The 16,197-nt window shown below is 72.9% G+C and carries 13 protein-coding genes; 9 read left to right on the top strand and 4 right to left on the bottom strand.

Going from position 1 to position 16,197, the window contains the following annotated elements:
• The first annotated feature begins 131 nt into the window (after positions 1-131).
• Positions 132-1,514 (top strand): transcriptional regulator, encoded by a 1,383-nt coding sequence (locus tag ACFYW3_RS29845; protein WP_351750296.1) that lies wholly within the window; start codon positions 132-134, stop codon positions 1,512-1,514.
• Positions 1,515-1,640: 126 nt separating this feature from the next.
• Positions 1,641-3,290, top strand: a complete 1,650-nt coding sequence (locus ACFYW3_RS29840) for a hypothetical protein (protein WP_389387907.1) — start codon at positions 1,641-1,643, stop codon at positions 3,288-3,290.
• A gap of 112 nt (positions 3,291-3,402) precedes the next feature.
• Here ACFYW3_RS29840 and ACFYW3_RS29835 read toward each other — a convergent pair whose 3' ends face one another.
• Entirely contained in the window at positions 3,403-4,677 is a 1,275-nt protein-coding gene (locus tag ACFYW3_RS29835; RefSeq protein ID WP_351750298.1) for an ABC transporter substrate-binding protein, read from the bottom strand.
• 198 nt (positions 4,678-4,875) lie between these two features.
• Between ACFYW3_RS29835 and ACFYW3_RS29830 the strand changes: the two genes are divergently transcribed.
• Positions 4,876-5,322, top strand: a complete 447-nt coding sequence (locus ACFYW3_RS29830; RefSeq protein ID WP_351750305.1) for a hypothetical protein — start codon at positions 4,876-4,878, stop codon at positions 5,320-5,322.
• A 14-nt stretch (positions 5,323-5,336) separates the two neighbouring features.
• Positions 5,337-6,209 (top strand): formyltetrahydrofolate deformylase, encoded by an 873-nt coding sequence (purU, locus tag ACFYW3_RS29825; RefSeq protein ID WP_053680988.1) that lies wholly within the window; start codon positions 5,337-5,339, stop codon positions 6,207-6,209.
• Between the two features lie 636 nt (positions 6,210-6,845).
• Here purU and ACFYW3_RS29820 read toward each other — a convergent pair.
• Together ACFYW3_RS29820 and ACFYW3_RS29815 are read right to left on the bottom strand one after the other, a co-directional pair.
• Positions 6,846-8,282, bottom strand: coding sequence for a maleylpyruvate isomerase N-terminal domain-containing protein (locus ACFYW3_RS29820; RefSeq protein ID WP_389387906.1), 1,437 nt, complete (start codon positions 8,280-8,282; stop codon positions 6,846-6,848).
• Positions 8,279-8,857, bottom strand: coding sequence for a sigma-70 family RNA polymerase sigma factor (locus ACFYW3_RS29815; RefSeq protein WP_351758609.1), 579 nt, complete (start codon positions 8,855-8,857; stop codon positions 8,279-8,281). The genes ACFYW3_RS29820 and ACFYW3_RS29815 overlap by 4 nt, the downstream gene beginning before the upstream one ends.
• A gap of 336 nt (positions 8,858-9,193) precedes the next feature.
• On the opposite strand from ACFYW3_RS29815, the gene ACFYW3_RS29810 reads away from it, so the two are divergent.
• Positions 9,194-9,715, top strand: a complete 522-nt coding sequence (locus ACFYW3_RS29810; protein ID WP_351758612.1) for an EF-hand domain-containing protein — start codon at positions 9,194-9,196, stop codon at positions 9,713-9,715.
• A 197-nt stretch (positions 9,716-9,912) separates the two neighbouring features.
• Here the strand turns inward: ACFYW3_RS29810 and ACFYW3_RS29805 are convergent, their stop codons facing one another.
• The gene (locus ACFYW3_RS29805; protein ID WP_389387905.1) at positions 9,913-11,733 is read right to left on the bottom strand and encodes an AMP-binding protein; all 1,821 of its coding nucleotides are present in this window, start codon (positions 11,731-11,733) and stop codon (positions 9,913-9,915) included.
• Positions 11,734-11,860: 127 nt separating this feature from the next.
• Between ACFYW3_RS29805 and ACFYW3_RS29800 the strand changes: the two genes are divergently transcribed.
• From ACFYW3_RS29800 to ACFYW3_RS29785, 4 genes are all read left to right on the top strand, one after another.
• On the top strand, positions 11,861-13,078 hold the full coding sequence (locus ACFYW3_RS29800) for an amidohydrolase family protein (RefSeq protein WP_351758617.1): 1,218 nt from the start codon (positions 11,861-11,863) through the stop codon (positions 13,076-13,078).
• Complete coding sequence (locus ACFYW3_RS29795; protein ID WP_351758620.1) at positions 13,069-14,232, top strand: acyl-CoA dehydrogenase family protein; 1,164 nt, start codon at positions 13,069-13,071, stop codon at positions 14,230-14,232. The genes ACFYW3_RS29800 and ACFYW3_RS29795 overlap by 10 nt, the downstream gene beginning before the upstream one ends.
• 4 nt (positions 14,233-14,236) lie before the next feature.
• Positions 14,237-15,154 (top strand): acyl-CoA dehydrogenase family protein, encoded by a 918-nt coding sequence (locus ACFYW3_RS29790; RefSeq protein WP_389387904.1) that lies wholly within the window; start codon positions 14,237-14,239, stop codon positions 15,152-15,154.
• Between the two features lie 417 nt (positions 15,155-15,571).
• A complete protein-coding gene (locus ACFYW3_RS29785; RefSeq protein ID WP_351758624.1) occupies positions 15,572-16,045 on the top strand; it encodes an ATP-binding protein in 474 nt (157 codons plus the stop codon).
• Positions 16,046-16,197: the final 152 nt, after the last annotated feature.

Raw genomic sequence — 16,197 nt, 5'->3', positions numbered from 1 at the left:
CATGGGCGGGGGCGCGTGGGAGGTCGGGGAGCGGCCCGCGGGTAGCCACGCAACGCAGAGGGGAAGATTCTCCGCACATCAGGCGGGAAGTGATCATTCCTACGCTCTCCCGCGGCTTCAGGGGGTTTTTCATGGCAGCCAGGCCTCTCGTCGCCCGTCAACCGAACGAACGGTTGCAGGCGCTCATCCAGGAAGCCGGGTGCTCCAACGCCGGGCTCGCCCGGCGCGTGAACATGTGCGGGGCCGAGCACGGCCTCGATCTGCGCTACGACAAGACCTCCGTGGCCCGATGGCTGCGCGGCCAACAACCGCGCGGCCGGGCGCCCGGCATCATCGCCGAGGCGCTCGGCCGCAAACTCGGCCGGACCGTCACGATCGACGAGATCGGCATGGCCAACGGCAAGAACCTCGCCTCCGGCGTCGGCCTGCAGTTCTCCCCGACCGTGATCGGTGCCATCGAGCAGGTCTGCGAGCTGTGGCGCAGTGACGTCGGCCGGCGCGACTTCCTCTCCGGATCGAGCGTGGCGGCGTCCGCGCTCGTCGAACCGAGCCGCGACTGGCTGATCACCGGCGCCGACCCGCAGGTGGCCCGCAGCGGCGGCTCGCGCGTCGGGATGTCCGACGTGGACGCGGTACGGGCGACCACCGAGGCACTCAAGGAGCTCGACCACCGCTTCGGCAGCGGGCACGTGCGGCCCGTCGTCGTGCACTACCTCAACTCCGTGGTGTCCGGGCTGATCGGCGGCTCCTACCGGGAACCGGTCGGGCGGGCGCTGTTCGCGGAGGTGGCACGGCTGACGGAACTCGCGGGCTACATGGCGGTGGACACCGGCCAGCCCGGCCTGGCCCAGCGCTACTACATCCAGGCGCTGCGCCTCGCCCAGGCCGCGGGCGACCGCGCGTACGGCGGGTACGTGCTGGCCGCCTCGATGAGCCACCTCGCGGCCGAGCTGGGCAATCCCCGGGAGATCTCGCAGTTGGCGCGGGCCGCCCAGGAAGGCACGCGGGGGCAGGTCACACCGAGAGTGGAGGCCATGTTCTACGCGGCCGAGGCGCGCGGGCACGCGCTGATGGGCGACACCCGGGCCACGGCGGTGCTGTCCGGGCGGGCGGTGACGGCACTGGAACGGGCGGAGCCGGAGACGGGCGACGACCCTTCCTGGATCCGGCACTTCGACCAGTCCTACCTGGCGGACGAACTGGCGCACTGCCATCGGGACCTGGGACAGGCCGACGCGGCGGTCAGGCGGGCGGAGGAGGCGTTGCGCGGGCTTCCGGAGACCAAGGCCCGCCGCCGGGCCATCGGCATGCTGCTGCTGGCGGCGGCGCAGGTGCAGCAGCGGGAGGTGGAACAGGCCTGCCAGACGGCGGCGAAGGCCGCCGACCTCCTGGGCTCGCTGCGGTCGCGGCGCGGAATGGAGTACCTGGACGACTTCCGGGCGAGGCTGGAGCCGTACCGCGACGAGGCCTCGGTGCGGGAATTCGGGGCCCGGCCGGCGGTGCAACCGGCCTGACGGACCTGCCCCGGGCGGGGTGGGTGACGTGGAAGGTTCGGGTGGGCCTGCCGGTGACGGCGGATGACCGGGTAGCGTGACCCGACGGTTCCGTAGGTTCGGACAAGTCGGAGAAGGAGTCTCCCGGTGACGCAGAACGGACGAGGGGGCGCCCCCCGGTCAGGGGCGCCGTGGGGTCCGGATCCGGCATATCCGGGGCAGCCGGAGTACCGGGAACAGGACGACTACGCGCTCCAGGACCCGGAGCCCCAGCAGGGACAGGAGTCCCCGCGACAGCCCCAGCAGCCCCCACCGCCTCAGCAGCAGTACCAGGACCACCAGGGCTACCAGCAGGCCCAGGCCCAGGAGTACCAGGGGTACCCGCAGGGACAGCAATACGGGCAGCAGGAGCAGTACTCGCAGCAGGAGCAGTACTCGCAGCAGTACGAGCAGCGGCAGCCCGGGCCCGCCTACGGGTACCCGCCGCAGGAGGACCCGGCGCAGCGGGCCGGCGAGCCCGGCTACGGCTACCCGCCGCCGCTGCACGAGGCCGCGACCCAGTTCATTCCGCCGGTCCCCTCGGGGCCGGGTTCCGGTCCGGGACAGGGCGGCGGTGCGGGCGAGGACGCGACGCAGTACATACCGCCCGTTCCCTCGGGTCCGGGCACGCCCGCGCACGCCGAGGCCGCGACCCAGTTCATCCCGCCCGTCCCCTCGGGTCCGGGTTCCGGTCCGGGGCGGGGTCCCGGTGCCGGTGAGGACGCGACCCAGTACATCCCGCCCGTCCCCTCCGGTCCGGGTTCCGGTCCGGGACAGGGCGGCGGTGCGGGCGAGGACGCGACGCAGTACATACCGCCGGTCCCCTCGGGTCCGGGCACGCCCGCGCACGCCGAGGCCGCGACCCAGTTCATCCCGCCCGTCCCGCCCGGGCCGGGGCCCAATGCCGCCGAGGGCTTCGACGGGCTGTTCCGCGGCGACGACGAGGGCGCCGGGCACACGCAGCACATGCCGCCGATCCAGGAGCCGGTGCTGCGACAGCAGCCGCCCCGGCCCCGTCCGCCGCGCGGGCAGGGCCCGGCGGGTCCCGGTCGTCCGATGCCACCGCAGTACCAGCAGCAGCCGCAGGCCCAGTACTCCCCGCCGCCCCCGCCGCCGACCGGGCGCAAGGTGTCGCCGGCGGTGATCGCCGCCGTGATCGCGGGCCTCGTGGTGGTCGGACTCGGCGTCGGCGCGCTGTTGTCGGACGGCAAGGCGCAGAACACGGACCCGGGCGCGGAGCCCGCGGCCCCGACCGACACCGGAGGGTCGGCCGCCGCGGTCGGGGAGGCTCCGGTCGACCCGGCCCGCCCCCAGGCCGTACAGCTCGACAAGCTGCTCGCCGAGAGCAACGACAGCAGGGCCGCCGTGATCAAGGCCGTCGAGGACATCAAGGGCTGTGCCAACCTCGGCCAGGCCGCCGGCGACCTGCGCGCCGCGGCCCTCCAGCGCGAGCAGTTGGTGACCAAGCTCCAGGACCTCAAGATGGACGAACTGCCGAACCACGTGAAGCTCGCCGCCTCCCTCACCAAGGCCTGGAACGCGTCGGCGGAGGCCGACAACAACTACGCGGCCTGGGCGGACGACGTGGGCCGGGACAAGGGCAACTGCAAGGACGGCAAGGCCAAGTCCACCGCCAACGCCGGCAAGGGCAACGCGTCGAGCGGTGAGGCGACGAGGGCCAAGCAGTCGGCCGCGACCATGTGGAACTCGATCGCGGGCAAGTACGAGCTCACCAAGCGGGACAAGTCCCAGCTCTGATCCGGGCCGCCCGTACGCGCACGCCGGAGGGCGCGTACGGGTACGGACGACGACCCGCCGGGGAGCGCGTACGCGAACGGACGACGACCCGCCGGGATCAGACCCGCCGGGATCAGGTCGCGCGGGGGGCCTGCTCCAGCGTCGAGGTCATGTCCAGGGTCTGTTCGCCGGGCTGGGCGACGAGTCGGCCCGACCGGACGATCTGGAAGGTGACCCGGCCGTTCGAGATCCGGGGGAAACCGGCGACGGCGCGCAGGTCCTGGTAGCGCCAGCTCAGGTCGGGGGTGAGCCCGCCGGTCTTGACGCTCTCGGCCTGGTTGAGGGCGCGGGTGAGCCCGCGCGCGGTGATGTTCTCACCCCGGTCCAGGCGCCGCACCATCTCGTTCAGCACGGAGTACGCGATCCAGGTGGTCTGCGCTCCGCTGTCGTCGGGATCGAGGGTGTCGTCACCGAAGCCCTGTTCGGAGATGACCTTGCGCATGGGCTCCCACAGCGGGTCCGTGGACACGGGGTACCAACTGGTGAGGTAGGCGCCCTCGAAGGGGCTCTCCTTGCCGCCGGTGCGGTCCACCAGGGACTGGCTGACGCTGCCGAGCACGGAGGAGATCTGCGCCTTCGCGTGCCGGCCGTCCGAGCGGCGGAAGGCGTCGAAGAAGGTCTCGGTGCGCTCGCCCAGCACGGCCGCGACGCAACTGCGGTTCTTGCCGGTGGAGACGTTGGCGAGCGCCTCGCGGGCCTGCGGGGCGAAGTCGGCGGAGTCCTCGGCGGCCCGGATGTCGGCGGCCTCGGGCACGTTGTTGGCCTTGAGGCCGGCGTTGAGCAGTACCGGCAGGGCGTCGCCGGCGAGGGTGTCGGGACGGACCAGGGACACCTTGGAGCAGGCGCGGCCCAGTTGGTGGCCGGCGCCGGCGAGGAGGACGGGCTGACCGCCGTTGACGGGGTAGGACAGGAGGCTCTGGAACTCCTCGGAGGAGACCCCGTACCCGCCGATGAAGGGGATGCCCTCGGCCTCCAGGGGAGCCATGTAGGCACGGCCGTGCTGGCTGTACGAGCCGACGACCGCGACGGCCTTCTCGGCGATGGCCTCGCGGGCGCAGTCGGCGGCGCCGGTGGGGGTGTTCTTCTCGTTGCAGGTCAGGACGCGCAGCTTGTGGCCGTTGATGCCGCCCTTGGCGTTCACCCAGCGTTCGTACGCCTTGGCCATGCCGGGCATTCCCGGCATGTTGGTCGCTTTGGTGCCCATCGGGGCGAAGGTCATGACCGTGAGGGTGCCCCCGGACTGCCCCGCGTCCCCGGGGAGCGTCCCGCAGCCGGCGACGAGACACGCGCCCATCGCCATGGCCAGGAAGGTGCGGGTGAGGGTCGCCGTGCGTCGCCGATTGGTCATGTCCACGCACCATTCCGCCCCACGGGGAACTGGAGAGTGAGGTGTACACAACATTCGGTGACGCCCGGGTGAATTGCCGGGGCATCCTCGCACGCCCGGGCGCCTCAAGATCGCAGGTCGGGGGAACGTACGATCGAAAGCGTGACATTCGCCCAAGGTTCGAAGAACTCTTCCCGCCGCGGCGGCCGCTCCTCCACCATGGGCGGCATGCCCCTCAACGACATGCCGTGGTGGCGCTGGCGCGCCAATGTGCGCTCGGCGTTGCACATGCTCTCCGACCCGGCCTTCCAGGAGGAGGTCTGGTCGACGGGCGTCGAAGGCTACGGCGACGTCACCGATGCCGTGTACCGGCTCGTCGAGGACACCTGGCTCGACAGCTGGTCCGCCGAGAAGTACGTCGGCACGATCTTCCGCGACTCCGCGGAGGCGGCCGTCGTGGACCTCGCCGTGCTGCGCGTGCTGCGGATCCTGCACCAGGTCGGACCGGACGCGCCCGTGTCGACGTACCTGGAACACCACGCCTGGCCCGAGGCGGTACGCGCCGCGCGCGAGGCCCACGTACGGCTCGCCGCGGCGGACGGGGACGACCCGGACGCGGCGCCGAGGTCGCTCGACGTGCTGAGGATCCTCACTCGCGCGGTGTGAAAGGCTGTGGGGTCATGAGCGCAGACCCGCAGCAGCAGCCCCAGCAGTACGTCCTGACCCTGTCCTGCCCGGACAAGCAGGGCATTGTGCACGCCGTGTCCAGCTACCTGTTCATGACCGGATGCAACATCGAGGACAGCCGGCAGTTCGGCGACCGTGACACCGGTCTCTTTTTCATGCGGGTGCACTTCACGGCGGACTCGCCGGTCACGGTGGACAAGCTGCGGGCCAGCTTCACCGCGATCGGGGACTCCTTCCGGATGGACTGGCAGATCCACCGCTCCGACGAGCGCATGCGGATCGTCCTGATGGTGTCGAAGTTCGGCCACTGCCTCAACGACCTGCTCTTCCGGTCCAGCATCGGGGCGCTGCCGGTCGAGATCGCGGCCGTCGTGTCGAACCACACCGACTTCGCCGAGCTGGTCGGCTCGTACAACGTGCCGTTCGTGCACATCCCGGTGACGAAGGACACGAAGGCCGCCGCCGAGGCGGAACTGCTGGAACTGGTCCGCGCCGAGCGGGTCGACCTGGTCGTCCTCGCGCGGTACATGCAGGTGCTCTCGGACACCCTGTGCAAGGAGCTGAGCGGGCGGATCATCAACATCCACCACTCGTTCCTGCCGAGCTTCAAGGGCGCCAAGCCGTACCACCAGGCGCACGCCCGCGGCGTGAAGCTGATCGGCGCGACCGCGCACTACGTGACGGCCGACCTCGACGAGGGGCCGATCATCGAGCAGGAGGTCGAGCGGGTCGGCCACGAGGTCACCCCGGACCAGCTGGTGGCCATCGGTCGTGACGTGGAGTGCCAGGCGCTGGCGCGGGCCGTGAAGTGGCACAGCGAGCACCGCGTCCTGCTGAACGGCACCCGCACGGTCGTCTTCGCCTGACCCCTGCCGGGGCTTCCCCGCACCGATCCGACCCCGGCCGTTTCAGCCTTGCCGGCCCGGGCCATCCCAGCCTCGCCCGCCCCGGCCGTTTCAGCCTCGCCGGCGTCCGCCATCTCAGCCTGGCCCGCCCCGGCCATCCCGGCCTTGCCGACGTCGGGCCATTTCAGCCTCGCCGGCGTTTGAGGCGCGGGGGCGGGGGGGGCCCCGGGGCCCGCGGGGCCGGGGGGCCCGGGGGGGGGGGCGGCCCCGCCCCCCCCCTGGCCCCCCCGCCCCCCCCCGCCCCGCCGGCCGGGGGGGGGGGGGGCGCGCCCCCGCGGGGGGGGGGGGGGGGGGGGGGGGGGGGGCGCCCCCCCCTGCCCGGCGGAGCCGGGGTTCCCTGGGGCTCCGCCCCAGACCCCGCGCCTCAAACGCCGGCGGGGCTGGATGTGCCGGGCCCGCGCCTCGTGCCGGCGGGGCTGGATGTGCCGGGCCCGCGCCTCGTGCCGGCGGGGCTGGATGTGCCGGGCCCGCGCTTCGTGCCGGCGGGGCTGGATGTGCCGGGCCCCTGCGCCTCAAACGCCGGCGGGGCCGGGCCCGGGGCCTCGTGCGGGCGGGGCTGGGTGTGCCCGGCACCCGCGCCTCAAATGCCGGCGGAGCCTAGAGGCGGCTGAGGGAGGCCGCCGCGAAGAGGACGTCGCGGATGGCCTCGCGGTCGCCGTGCTGCCCGGCGGCCGCCTCCTCCGGGGAGATGTGGCCCGCGGCCAGTTGGCAGAACTCGGTGCCCTCCAGGGCGACGTGCGCGACGGTGTGCTCCGCCGACGGCTTCGCCGCCGGCGAGTCCAGCGCGATGTCCCATCCGCCGCCGCCCGCCCCCTCGATCTCCAGGTGCAGGGTCCGGCCGGGCGCCCCCGCCGCGACCAGTCCGCGCGCCGGAGCCGCCAGCCCGGCCCGGCGCCGCTCGGCCAGCGCGCCGGGCAGCAGGCGCGCCGCGAGGTCGATCATCTGGTGCAGGTGCGGTGCGGACGGCGCCTCGTACGGATAGTCCACGGCTTCCGCGATGTCCCAGGCGTGCACCCAGCACTCGAAGGCCCGCTCCAGGAAGGCGTCCGCGAGGGGCAGTGCGAACTGCCCGTAGTCCACGGCCAACTCGGCGACGCCGCGGCCCGCGAAGGACACCGTACGGATCAGGGTGTGCCCCTGTTCCCGCCACGGCTCGCGGACCTGGCGGGTCGTCGGGTGGTGCTGGGAGTTCCAGAAGTGCTCCGTACGGTCCGTCGGGTCGCCCGGCGGCGCCTGCGGACCCAACGGGTCGTCCAGCCCGAGGGCCGCCGCGACGAGCCCGTCCACCGTCAGGAGATGCCCGATCACCCCCGCGACCGTGGTCCGGCGCGACTGCCGCCGCTCCTCCTCGAACCACTTGAGCCGCACCGGGGTGTGCCACTCCGCATCGCCGAAGTCGCGCAGCAGCGCGTCGAGCCGCGCCGTCTCGGTGTCGTACGGCGTCGCCCACCCCGGTACCGGAATGCGGGCCGGGCGCCTGCCCAGGCAGTCCTCCAACACCCGCGACCGCAGCAGCGGCTTGAGGTCCAGGGTCTCCTCGGGCTGCAACAGGCCCACGGCGTCCCGCAGTCTCAGGGCCTCCTCGGCGCAGGGCGCGCACTCGGTGAGGTGGTCCTCCACGGCCAGGGTCTCCTCGGCCGAGCAGGCGGCCAGCGCCCAGGCGCCGAGCAGGGACTTCAGCAGGGCGTGCGTGGGCGGCGGCCCGGGCACCGCGAGGTCCTCCGCCGAAGGATCGGACGACGGCTCGGGCGGTGGTTCCGAGGAGGGCTCGGGCGACGGTTCCGAGGACGGCTCAGAGGACGGCTCCGACGGTGGCGACTGCTCGGGCAGCGGGAGTCGGGACGGCTCGCGCGCCGGCGGCGGCGTCCGGCCCGGCGCGGGTTCGGGCGACTCCCGCGGCAACGGGTCCGGCGCGTGCCGCGGATCGAGGTCGTCGGCGGGCCCGCGGGGACCGGGTATCCACGCGGAACCGCTCACGGGCCGCTGGTAGCCGTCGGGAAAGTCTTCGGGGAACTCCTCGGCGGGACCGGTCATCGGCGCGTTCCATATCCGGGCGGGCCGTATCCGGGCGGTGAGGCGCCTTCCCGGGGGAGGACGTTGGCGGTCGACAGCAGTTGCAGCCCGAGCCGCAGCCGGCGGCGCGCCTCGTCCTCGCTGATCTGCAGGTCGGCGGCGGCCTGCCGGTAGTCGCGGCGCTTGAAGTAGGCGAGTTCCAGGGCGGCCCGCAGGGAAGCGGGCATGGAGGTGACGATGTAGTCCGCGCGGGCGGCGGCGTTGGCGGTGCGCACCTTCTGCTCCAGTTCCTCTCGGGATCCGCGGCCCAGTTCGGCCTGGCGCAGCCGGTCCACGGCCTGGCTCTGAGTGACGCGGGCGACCCAGGAACGCATGGAGCCCTGCTTGGGGTCGTAGGCGTCCGGGTTCTCCCAGATGTAGCCGAACACCTCGCGGGTGATCCGGTCCGCGCCCGTCTCGTCGCCCAGGACGCGGTGGGCCAAACCGTGGACCAGCGAGGCGAACCGGTCGTACAGCTCGCCGAGCGCCGCGGCCTCGCCGCGGGCGAGTCGTTGCTGCATGCGGCGGTCCCAGCGCGGTGGTACGTCCTTCGGCATGATGCCCCCAGCCGTGTGTCGACTCAACGAATGTAGTGGGCACATGGGGGTGTGCGCCTCTTTTGGGGGAAGCCGGTCCCGTGAGCGTGCCCTGCGTGATAGGCCCGTCGCTCGTGGTCGCCGGCGAGAAGTGACTCCGGTACGTGACACCCGTAAGGGCACGTCGAATGGCACACACATGCGCGCCCCGCCGCGCTCCCCGTGCGCGGGTTCGATGCGGCCACCTCCTTGACCGCTTCGCTTAACGCGCAGGCCACGGAGGCCTTACGCTCCTGCCTTGTCTTGAACTGCACCTCAACTGCACCCCATCGCACATGTGAAGGCGGAACGCCGAATATGGACAGCGCAGAATACGAGCGCAAGATCGCCGCCCGATTCGCCACCTTCGACCAGGACGGGTCCGGCTATATCGACCGCGAGGACTTCAGCGCGGCCGCGAAGGCCGTGCTGGCCGAATTCGGTACGACGGCACGCTCGGACAAGGGTCAGGCGGTCTTCGGCGGAGCCGAGGCGTTCTGGCAGGGCATGGCCGGCATCGCGGACGTCGACGGGGACCAGCGGGTCTCCCGCGAGGAGTTCGTGACGGGCGCGGCGAAGCGGCTGCGGGACAACCCACACCGGTTCGCGGAGATCGCCCGACCGTTCCTGCGGGCGGTGATCGCGGTGGCCGACGAGGACGGCGGCGGCGCCGCCACCCCGGCCGCCGCGGCCCGCGTGCTGAGCGTGCTCGGCACCCCCGTCGAGGTGGCCGGGACGGTCGCCGAGGCGCTGGACGCGGACGGCGACGGCCGCATCTCCGAGGACGAGATCCTGGCCGCCTTCGCGGGCTACTGCGGGGTGGAGGCCCCGGACGCCTGACCGGGCAACGGGTTTCGGGCCCGCGTCGTCGCGCCCCTGGCCGTCGGGCCCGCCCCTGTGGGCGGCCCGGGGTGCGGCGGGTCCGGGCCGCGGTGTGCCCGGGCGAGGCGCGTTCGGGCCGGGTGTGTCCGGGGCGAGGCGCGTCCTGCTCTCGCGCGCCCTCGTCCCGACCGCGGGTCGCTGTGCTTGGTGTCCGCTCAGGAGTAGCGTTCGCGGAGCCGGTACTTGAGGACCTTGCGCAGGGCGTCGTTGCGGGGGAGCGCGTCCACCACCTCCAACTGTTCCGGGAGTTTGTGGGGGGAGAGCCCCTGGGCGCGGAGATGACCCGTCACGTCCGCCAGCGTCAGGGGGGTCGAGCCGGGGGGTTGTTCGACCACCGCGCAGACGCGTTCGCCGCGCTCGGGGTCCGGGAGGCCGATGACGGCGACGTCCGCGACGGCGGGGAGCCGGTGCAGGAGGTCCTCGATCTCCTTCGCGGAGATGTTCTCGCCCTTGCGGATGATGACGTCCTTGCTGCGCCCGGTGAGCACGAGGTGGCCGTCCGGGGTGAGGTGGCCCAGGTCGCCGGTGACGAGGTAGCCGTCGGCGTCGAAGGCGTCGGCCGACTGCTCGCGGTCCAGGTAGCCCCGGCAGACGGCCTCGCCGCGCAACCGGACCTCGCCGTCCTCGTTCGCGGGGAGCGGCGTCCCGTCGGGTGAGGTGATGCGGATCGACATCGTCGACGGGGGGCGGCCCTCGGTGGTCGCGAGGTTGTCGGGGGTGTCGTCGGGCGACCCCATGGTGATCATGGGGACCTCGGTCATGCCGTAGCCGTGGGTGAGTTGGCAGCCGAGTTCGCGGACCACCGCGTGGTAGATCTCCGGGGGTTTGGGGGCGCCGCCGCCCGCCAGGAGGCGGAGGGTGGGGATGAGCCTGCGGTCGGGTTGCCTGCGCTGCTCGGTGAGGAACATGGAGTAGAAGGCGGTCGATCCGCCCGCGACGGTGACCCCGTGGCGCCGGTACCCGTCCAGTGCGTCGGGCATCGCGAACTTCTCGAACAGGACGGCCGGGAACCCGTACAGCAGCAGCATGACGGTGTAGTCCGGGCCGGCGATGTGGGCGAACGGGAACGCCATCGAGCCCACGTCGGTCGGGGTCAGGCGCAGGGCGTGGGCCAGGCAGGAGCCTCCCGCCATCAGCGAGCGGTCGGTGTGCAGGACGCCCTTGGGGTCCGAGGTGGTGCCGGAGGTCCAGTAGATCCAGCGCACGTCGGTCCCGGACGCGGGTGGCGGCGGGAGAGTCGAGGGGTCGCCCGCGGGGAGGGAGCCGTAGGCCTCGAAGATCCCGCGGGCGCCGAGCCGTTCGGCCATCGCGGTGTGGTCGAAGCCCCGCCAGACGCCGGGGACCGCGAAGAACTCCGCCTTCGACTCCCTGAGCGCGAAGCCGACCTCCCGGTCGCGGTAGAAGGGGATGACCGGCGACTGGACGGCGCCGAGGCGGGCGAGCGCGACCGAGAGCAGGACCGTCTCGATGCGGGTGGGCAACTGCCAGGCGACGACCGTGCCCGCCCGCACGCCCTTCGCGTACAGACCGGCGGCCACCTCTTCGGAGCGGTCGCGGAGGGCGCCGAAGGTGAGGGAACGGTCGTCGGCGGGGTCCTCGGCGGCCTCGATGAGGACCGGGGCGTCGGGGGTGAGGGCCGCCCGGCGGTCGATGAGCTCCCACAGGGTCCGGGAGCGGGCGAGTTCGATGGCGAGGGTCGTCGCGGTGTCCGTGGCGGTGGTGGCCGGGGTGGCGGTGGCGGTGGCGGTGGAGGTGGTGGCCGGGGTCGCGCCGGTCGCGATGGTCCTGCCGGCGTCCGTGCCCGTGCCCGTGCCCGTGCCGGTGCCCGCGCCCGCGCCCGGGTCCGTGCCGGTGCCCGTGCCCGTGCCGGTGCCCGCGCCCGGGTCCGTGCCGGTGCCCGTGCCCGTGCCCGCGCCCGTGCCCGCGCCGCCGTTCGTTTCCGCTTCCCTGCCGGTGCCCGTTCCTGTGCCCGTCATTGCGGACCCCCCTTAACTGACGGTTAGTCAGATCCAGCGCAGAGCGTAGGGCTCGGGCGCTTGTCGGTCCAGGGGTGGCGGGGCTAGCTTGTTTCTGACGATCCATCAGATATGGCGAGGGGACACCATGGAACTGCCTCGGATCATCAGCGTCGACGACCACGTGATCGAGCCCGCGCACCTCTTCGACGTGTGGCTGCCCGCCAAGTACCGTGACCGCGGCCCCAAGCCGCTGACCGCCGGCATCGGCGAACTCGCCTACACGGGCGGCAAGTACGTGATCACCATGGATCCCGACGGCCCGCCGACCGACTGGTGGATCTACGAGGACCTGAAGTTCCCGTACAAGCGCAACATCGCCGCCGTCGGCTTCGACCGCGACGACATGACCCTGGAGGGCATCACCCGCGAGGAGATGCGCCGGGGCTGCTGGGACCCCAAGGCGCGGCTCGCCGACATGGACCTCAACCACGTCGAGGCCTCGTTGTGCTTCCCGACCTTCCCGCGCTTTTGCGGCCAGACCTTCGCGGAGGCGCACGACAAGGAGGTCGCGCTGGCCTGCGTGCGCGCCTACAACGACTGGATGGTCGAGGAGTGGTGCGGCGACAGCGCCGGCCGACTGATCCCGCTGTGCATCATCCCGCTCTGGGACATCGACCTCGCCGTCGCCGAGATCCGGCGCAACGCCGCGCGCGGGGTCCGGGCGGTGACCTTCTCCGAGATCCCCACCTACCTCGGGCTCCCCTCCATCCACTCCGGCTACTGGGACCCCTTCTTCGCCGTCTGCCAGGAGACCGGCACCGTCGTCAACATGCACATCGGGTCCTCCTCGCAGATGCCCGCCGCGTCCCCCGACGCGCCGCCCGCCGTGCAGGCCTCCCTCAGCTTCAACAACGCGATGGCCTCGATGATGGACTTCCTCTTCTCCGGGGTCCTGGTGAAGTTCCCGACGCTGAAGCTCGCCTACAGCGAGGGCCAGATGGGCTGGATCCCGTACGCGCTGGAGCGCGCCGACGACGTGTGGCGCGAGCACCGGGCCTGGGGCGGGGTCCGCGACCTGATCCCCGAGCCGCCGTCCACCTACTACTACCGGCAGATGTTCTGCTGCTTCTTCCGCGACAAGCACGGCATCGCCTCGCTCGACGTCGTCGGACGCGACAACGCGACCTTCGAGACCGACTACCCGCACGTCGACTCGACCTTCCCGCACACCAAGGAGGTCGCCCTGGACCACGTCGAGGGCCTCGACGAGGAGACGGTCTACAAGCTGATGCGCGGCAACGCCATCCGCATGCTGGGGCTCGACCTCGACAAGGGCCTGCGGGCGGAACGCCAGTGGACCTGACCCCCACCGAGGAGGAACGGGAGTTCCGCGCCCGGCTGCGCGAGTGGCTCGCCAAGGTGCTCCCCGAACTGCCCGCGAAGCCGTCGCCCGACGACTGGCCCGGCCGGCGCGCGTACGACGCGGGCTGGCAGCGCCGGCTGTACGACGCCGGGTACGCCGGACTGCACTGGCCCGTGGACGCCGGCGGGCAGGGCGCCGGCCCGACCCGGCACCTGATCTTCCTGGAGGAGACGGAGCGCGCCGGCGCCCCCTACGTCGGCGCCAACTTCGTCGGGCTGCTGCACGCCGGCCCGACCATCGCCGCCGAGGGCACCGCCGCGCAGCGGGCGCGCTGGCTGCCGCCGGTCCTGCGCGGCGACGAGGTGTGGTGCCAGGGGTTCAGCGAGCCGGGCGCGGGCTCGGACCTGGCGGCGTTGCGGACCCGCGCCGTGCGCGACGGCGACGAGTACGTCGTGACGGGGTCGAAGATCTGGACCTCGCACGCCGAGGTGGCGGACTGGTGCGAGCTGCTGGTCAGGACCGCACCCGTGGACGCGGACACCCCCAAGCACCGGGGGATCACCTGGCTGGCCATGCCGATGGACGCGCCGGGCGTGACGGTCAGGCCGCTGCGCACCCTCGCGGGATCGACCGAGTTCGCGGAGATGTTCCTGGACGAGGTGCGGATCCCGGTCGGCAACCGGGTCGGGGCCGAGGACGACGGCTGGCGGGTCACGATGGTGACCCTGTCCTTCGAGCGGGGGACGGCGTTCGTCGGCGAGGTGGTCGCCTGCCGGCGGACCCTCGGGGAACTGGCCCGCACCGCGAAGGCGAACGGGCGCTGGGACGACCCCGTCGTACGGCGCGCCCTGGGACGTCTTCACGGCGAGTTCGGCGCCCTGTGGCGGCTCACGCAGTGGAACGTCGGCGAAGCGGAGCGCTCCGGCGGCGTCCCGGGCATCGGGGGCAGCGTCTTCAAACTGGCCTACTCGCACGCCCGACAGGAGCTGTACGACGTGGCCGCCCTGGTGCTCGGCGCGGGCTCCCTCGTGCTGGACGAGCAGTGGGTCCTGGACCGGCTCTCGTCCCTGTCGTACACCATCGCCGCGGGCACCTCGCAGATCCAGCGGAACATCGTCGCCGAGCGGATCCTCGGCCTCCCGAAGGGCCGGTGAGCCGGTGGACTTCCAGCCGACCGAGGAACAGCGGGACCTGAGGGCGGGCGTACGGAACCTGCTGGCCGGACGGTACGGGCGCGAGGCCCTGCGGGCGTCCGTCGAGTCGGGGGTCTGCGTGGACCGGGACCTGTGGCGGGAGCTCGGCGAGGCCGGTTTCTTCGCGCTGCGCCTCCCCGAGGTCGAGGGCGGGGTCGGGCTCGGCCTCCCGGAGGCGGTCCTCGTCTTCGAGGAGGCCGGCCGGGCGCTGGTGCCGGGGCCGCTGGTGGCCACGCACCTGGCGGCCGGGGCGGTCCCGGGGGCCGCGGCCGGGACCGCCGTGGTGACGGCCTCGGACCTGGACGGGACTCTGGTGGCGCACTGGGGGGAGGCGGACGCCGTGCTCGGGCTGCCGGGGTTCGCCTCGACCCCGGCCGAGCCGGTGCGCTCCGCGGACCCGCTGACCCCGCTGCACCGGGTCGCGTCGGCCCCCGTGCCCGGCGCCCACCGCGACGAGGGCGCGCTGCTGACGGCCGCGCTCCAGGTGGGGAGCGCCCTGCGGACGCTGGAGCTGGCGGTCCGGTACGCGGGGGAGCGCGAGCAGTTCGGCCGCCCGATCGGCTCCTTCCAGGCGGTGAAGCACCTGTGCGCGGACATGCTGGTACGGGCCGAGCTGGCCCGTACGGCGGTCTACGCGGCGGCGGTGACCGGTGACCCCGTGGAGACGGCGGCGGCGAAGCTCCTGGCGGACGAGGCGGCCGTGCGCAACGCCCGGGACTGCCTCCAGGTACACGGCGGCATGGGGTTCACCTGGGAGGCCGACGTCCACCTGCACTTGAAGCGGGCCTGGGTGCGGGCGGAGCAGTGGCGCACGGCGGGAGAGGCGGAGGAACTGCTGGCGGCGGACCTGCCGGGGACGGGCCTGGCGGAGGGCGCGGTGTAGCGGGGGCTGGGCGGGGTACCCGGGGGATGGCATCCGGAGGGAGGCGTTCGGAAGGCGTTCGGAAGGCGTTCGGAAGGGCCCGCGCCCGGGTGCCGGCTCGGTATGACGCAGAGGCACGGGAGGGACACGGCGGGACGCATGTCTGATTACAGAGAGTTGATATCGGTTTGTGTCCTTCGCCCGGCACATTACGGACCGGAGTCGGGTGCTCGCTCCGGTACGCTCCGACGAATGCGAGCGGTTGAGCGGCGTGAGCGCCGCACAGTATGCACCACGCCTACTCCTTCGCGCGGGAATATGCCCGAAGCGCTTGTTGTGGTGACTGTACGTCAACCATGCTGCTCCGCAAGGGGGTCACGGATCGTGATCCCGTTCCGTCGTGAGGCGAAGTGTCCGCCGGTTCGGATGGTGTGAGCGGTGCAGGTGCTTCAGGTTCAGCTCGAAGTAGGCGCGGACCCCGCCGAGGTCGGCCGGGCACGCCGGTGGGCGCGCTCCAGGCTGGCGGGCTCCGGCATAGGGGACGACGAACCGCTCGCCGAGACCCTGATCCTGCTGATCTCCGAGCTGGTCACCAACGCCGTCGTCCACACGGGCTGTCCGGCGGTGCTGCGGATGCTGTTCGGGGGCCCGGGCGTGCGGGTCGAGGTGGCCGACGCGAGCGACCGGGCGCCGGCCCGCCGGCAGGCGGCCGGGGACGACACGGGCGGGCGCGGCCTGGAGCTGGTGGACGGCCTGGCGGACCGCTGGGGCTGGCAGCCCGAGGGCGCCGGCAAGCGGATCTGGTGCGAGGTCGACCGCGCGGAGAAGGCGGCCGCGGACTGCGCCGCGGACGGCCTCCGGAAACCTTCCGAACATTTTGACCAGAACCGGGAACCCCGCGTGTACCTCTAACGAGGTGTTGACGGTTCGTCACATCTTGATCACTCTGGTGTGGAGCGATTCGTCGCGAGGGGACGCCAAGGTCCTGCCTTGACGAGTGCGGGTCGTGGGGTGGCGGCTGCCGTGCCGCGCTCGGGGCGTGCATGCGCGTCGCCGCCACCCGC

The organism is Streptomyces sp. NPDC002602 (genome assembly GCF_042889445.1).
Classification (GTDB): Bacteria; Actinomycetota; Actinomycetes; order Streptomycetales; family Streptomycetaceae; genus Streptomyces.
This window is presented reverse-complemented; position numbering and strand designations above follow the sequence as displayed.

Excerpts from the sequence above, each read along its gene's own strand:
- ACFYW3_RS29845 (WP_351750296.1), top strand. The coding sequence starts at position 132 with ATGGCAGCCAGGCCTCTCGTCGCCCGTCAACCGAACGAACGGTTGCAG.
- ACFYW3_RS29835 (WP_351750298.1), bottom strand. The coding sequence starts at position 4,677 with ATGACCAATCGGCGACGCACGGCGACCCTCACCCGCACCTTCCTGGCC.
- ACFYW3_RS29830 (WP_351750305.1), top strand. The coding sequence starts at position 4,876 with ATGGGCGGCATGCCCCTCAACGACATGCCGTGGTGGCGCTGGCGCGCC.
- purU (WP_053680988.1), top strand. The coding sequence starts at position 5,337 with ATGAGCGCAGACCCGCAGCAGCAGCCCCAGCAGTACGTCCTGACCCTG.
- ACFYW3_RS29820 (WP_389387906.1), bottom strand. The coding sequence starts at position 8,282 with ATGACCGGTCCCGCCGAGGAGTTCCCCGAAGACTTTCCCGACGGCTAC.
- ACFYW3_RS29815 (WP_351758609.1), bottom strand. The coding sequence starts at position 8,857 with ATGCCGAAGGACGTACCACCGCGCTGGGACCGCCGCATGCAGCAACGA.
- ACFYW3_RS29810 (WP_351758612.1), top strand. The coding sequence starts at position 9,194 with ATGGACAGCGCAGAATACGAGCGCAAGATCGCCGCCCGATTCGCCACC.
- ACFYW3_RS29805 (WP_389387905.1), bottom strand. The coding sequence starts at position 11,733 with ATGACGGGCACAGGAACGGGCACCGGCAGGGAAGCGGAAACGAACGGC.
- ACFYW3_RS29800 (WP_351758617.1), top strand. The coding sequence starts at position 11,861 with ATGGAACTGCCTCGGATCATCAGCGTCGACGACCACGTGATCGAGCCC.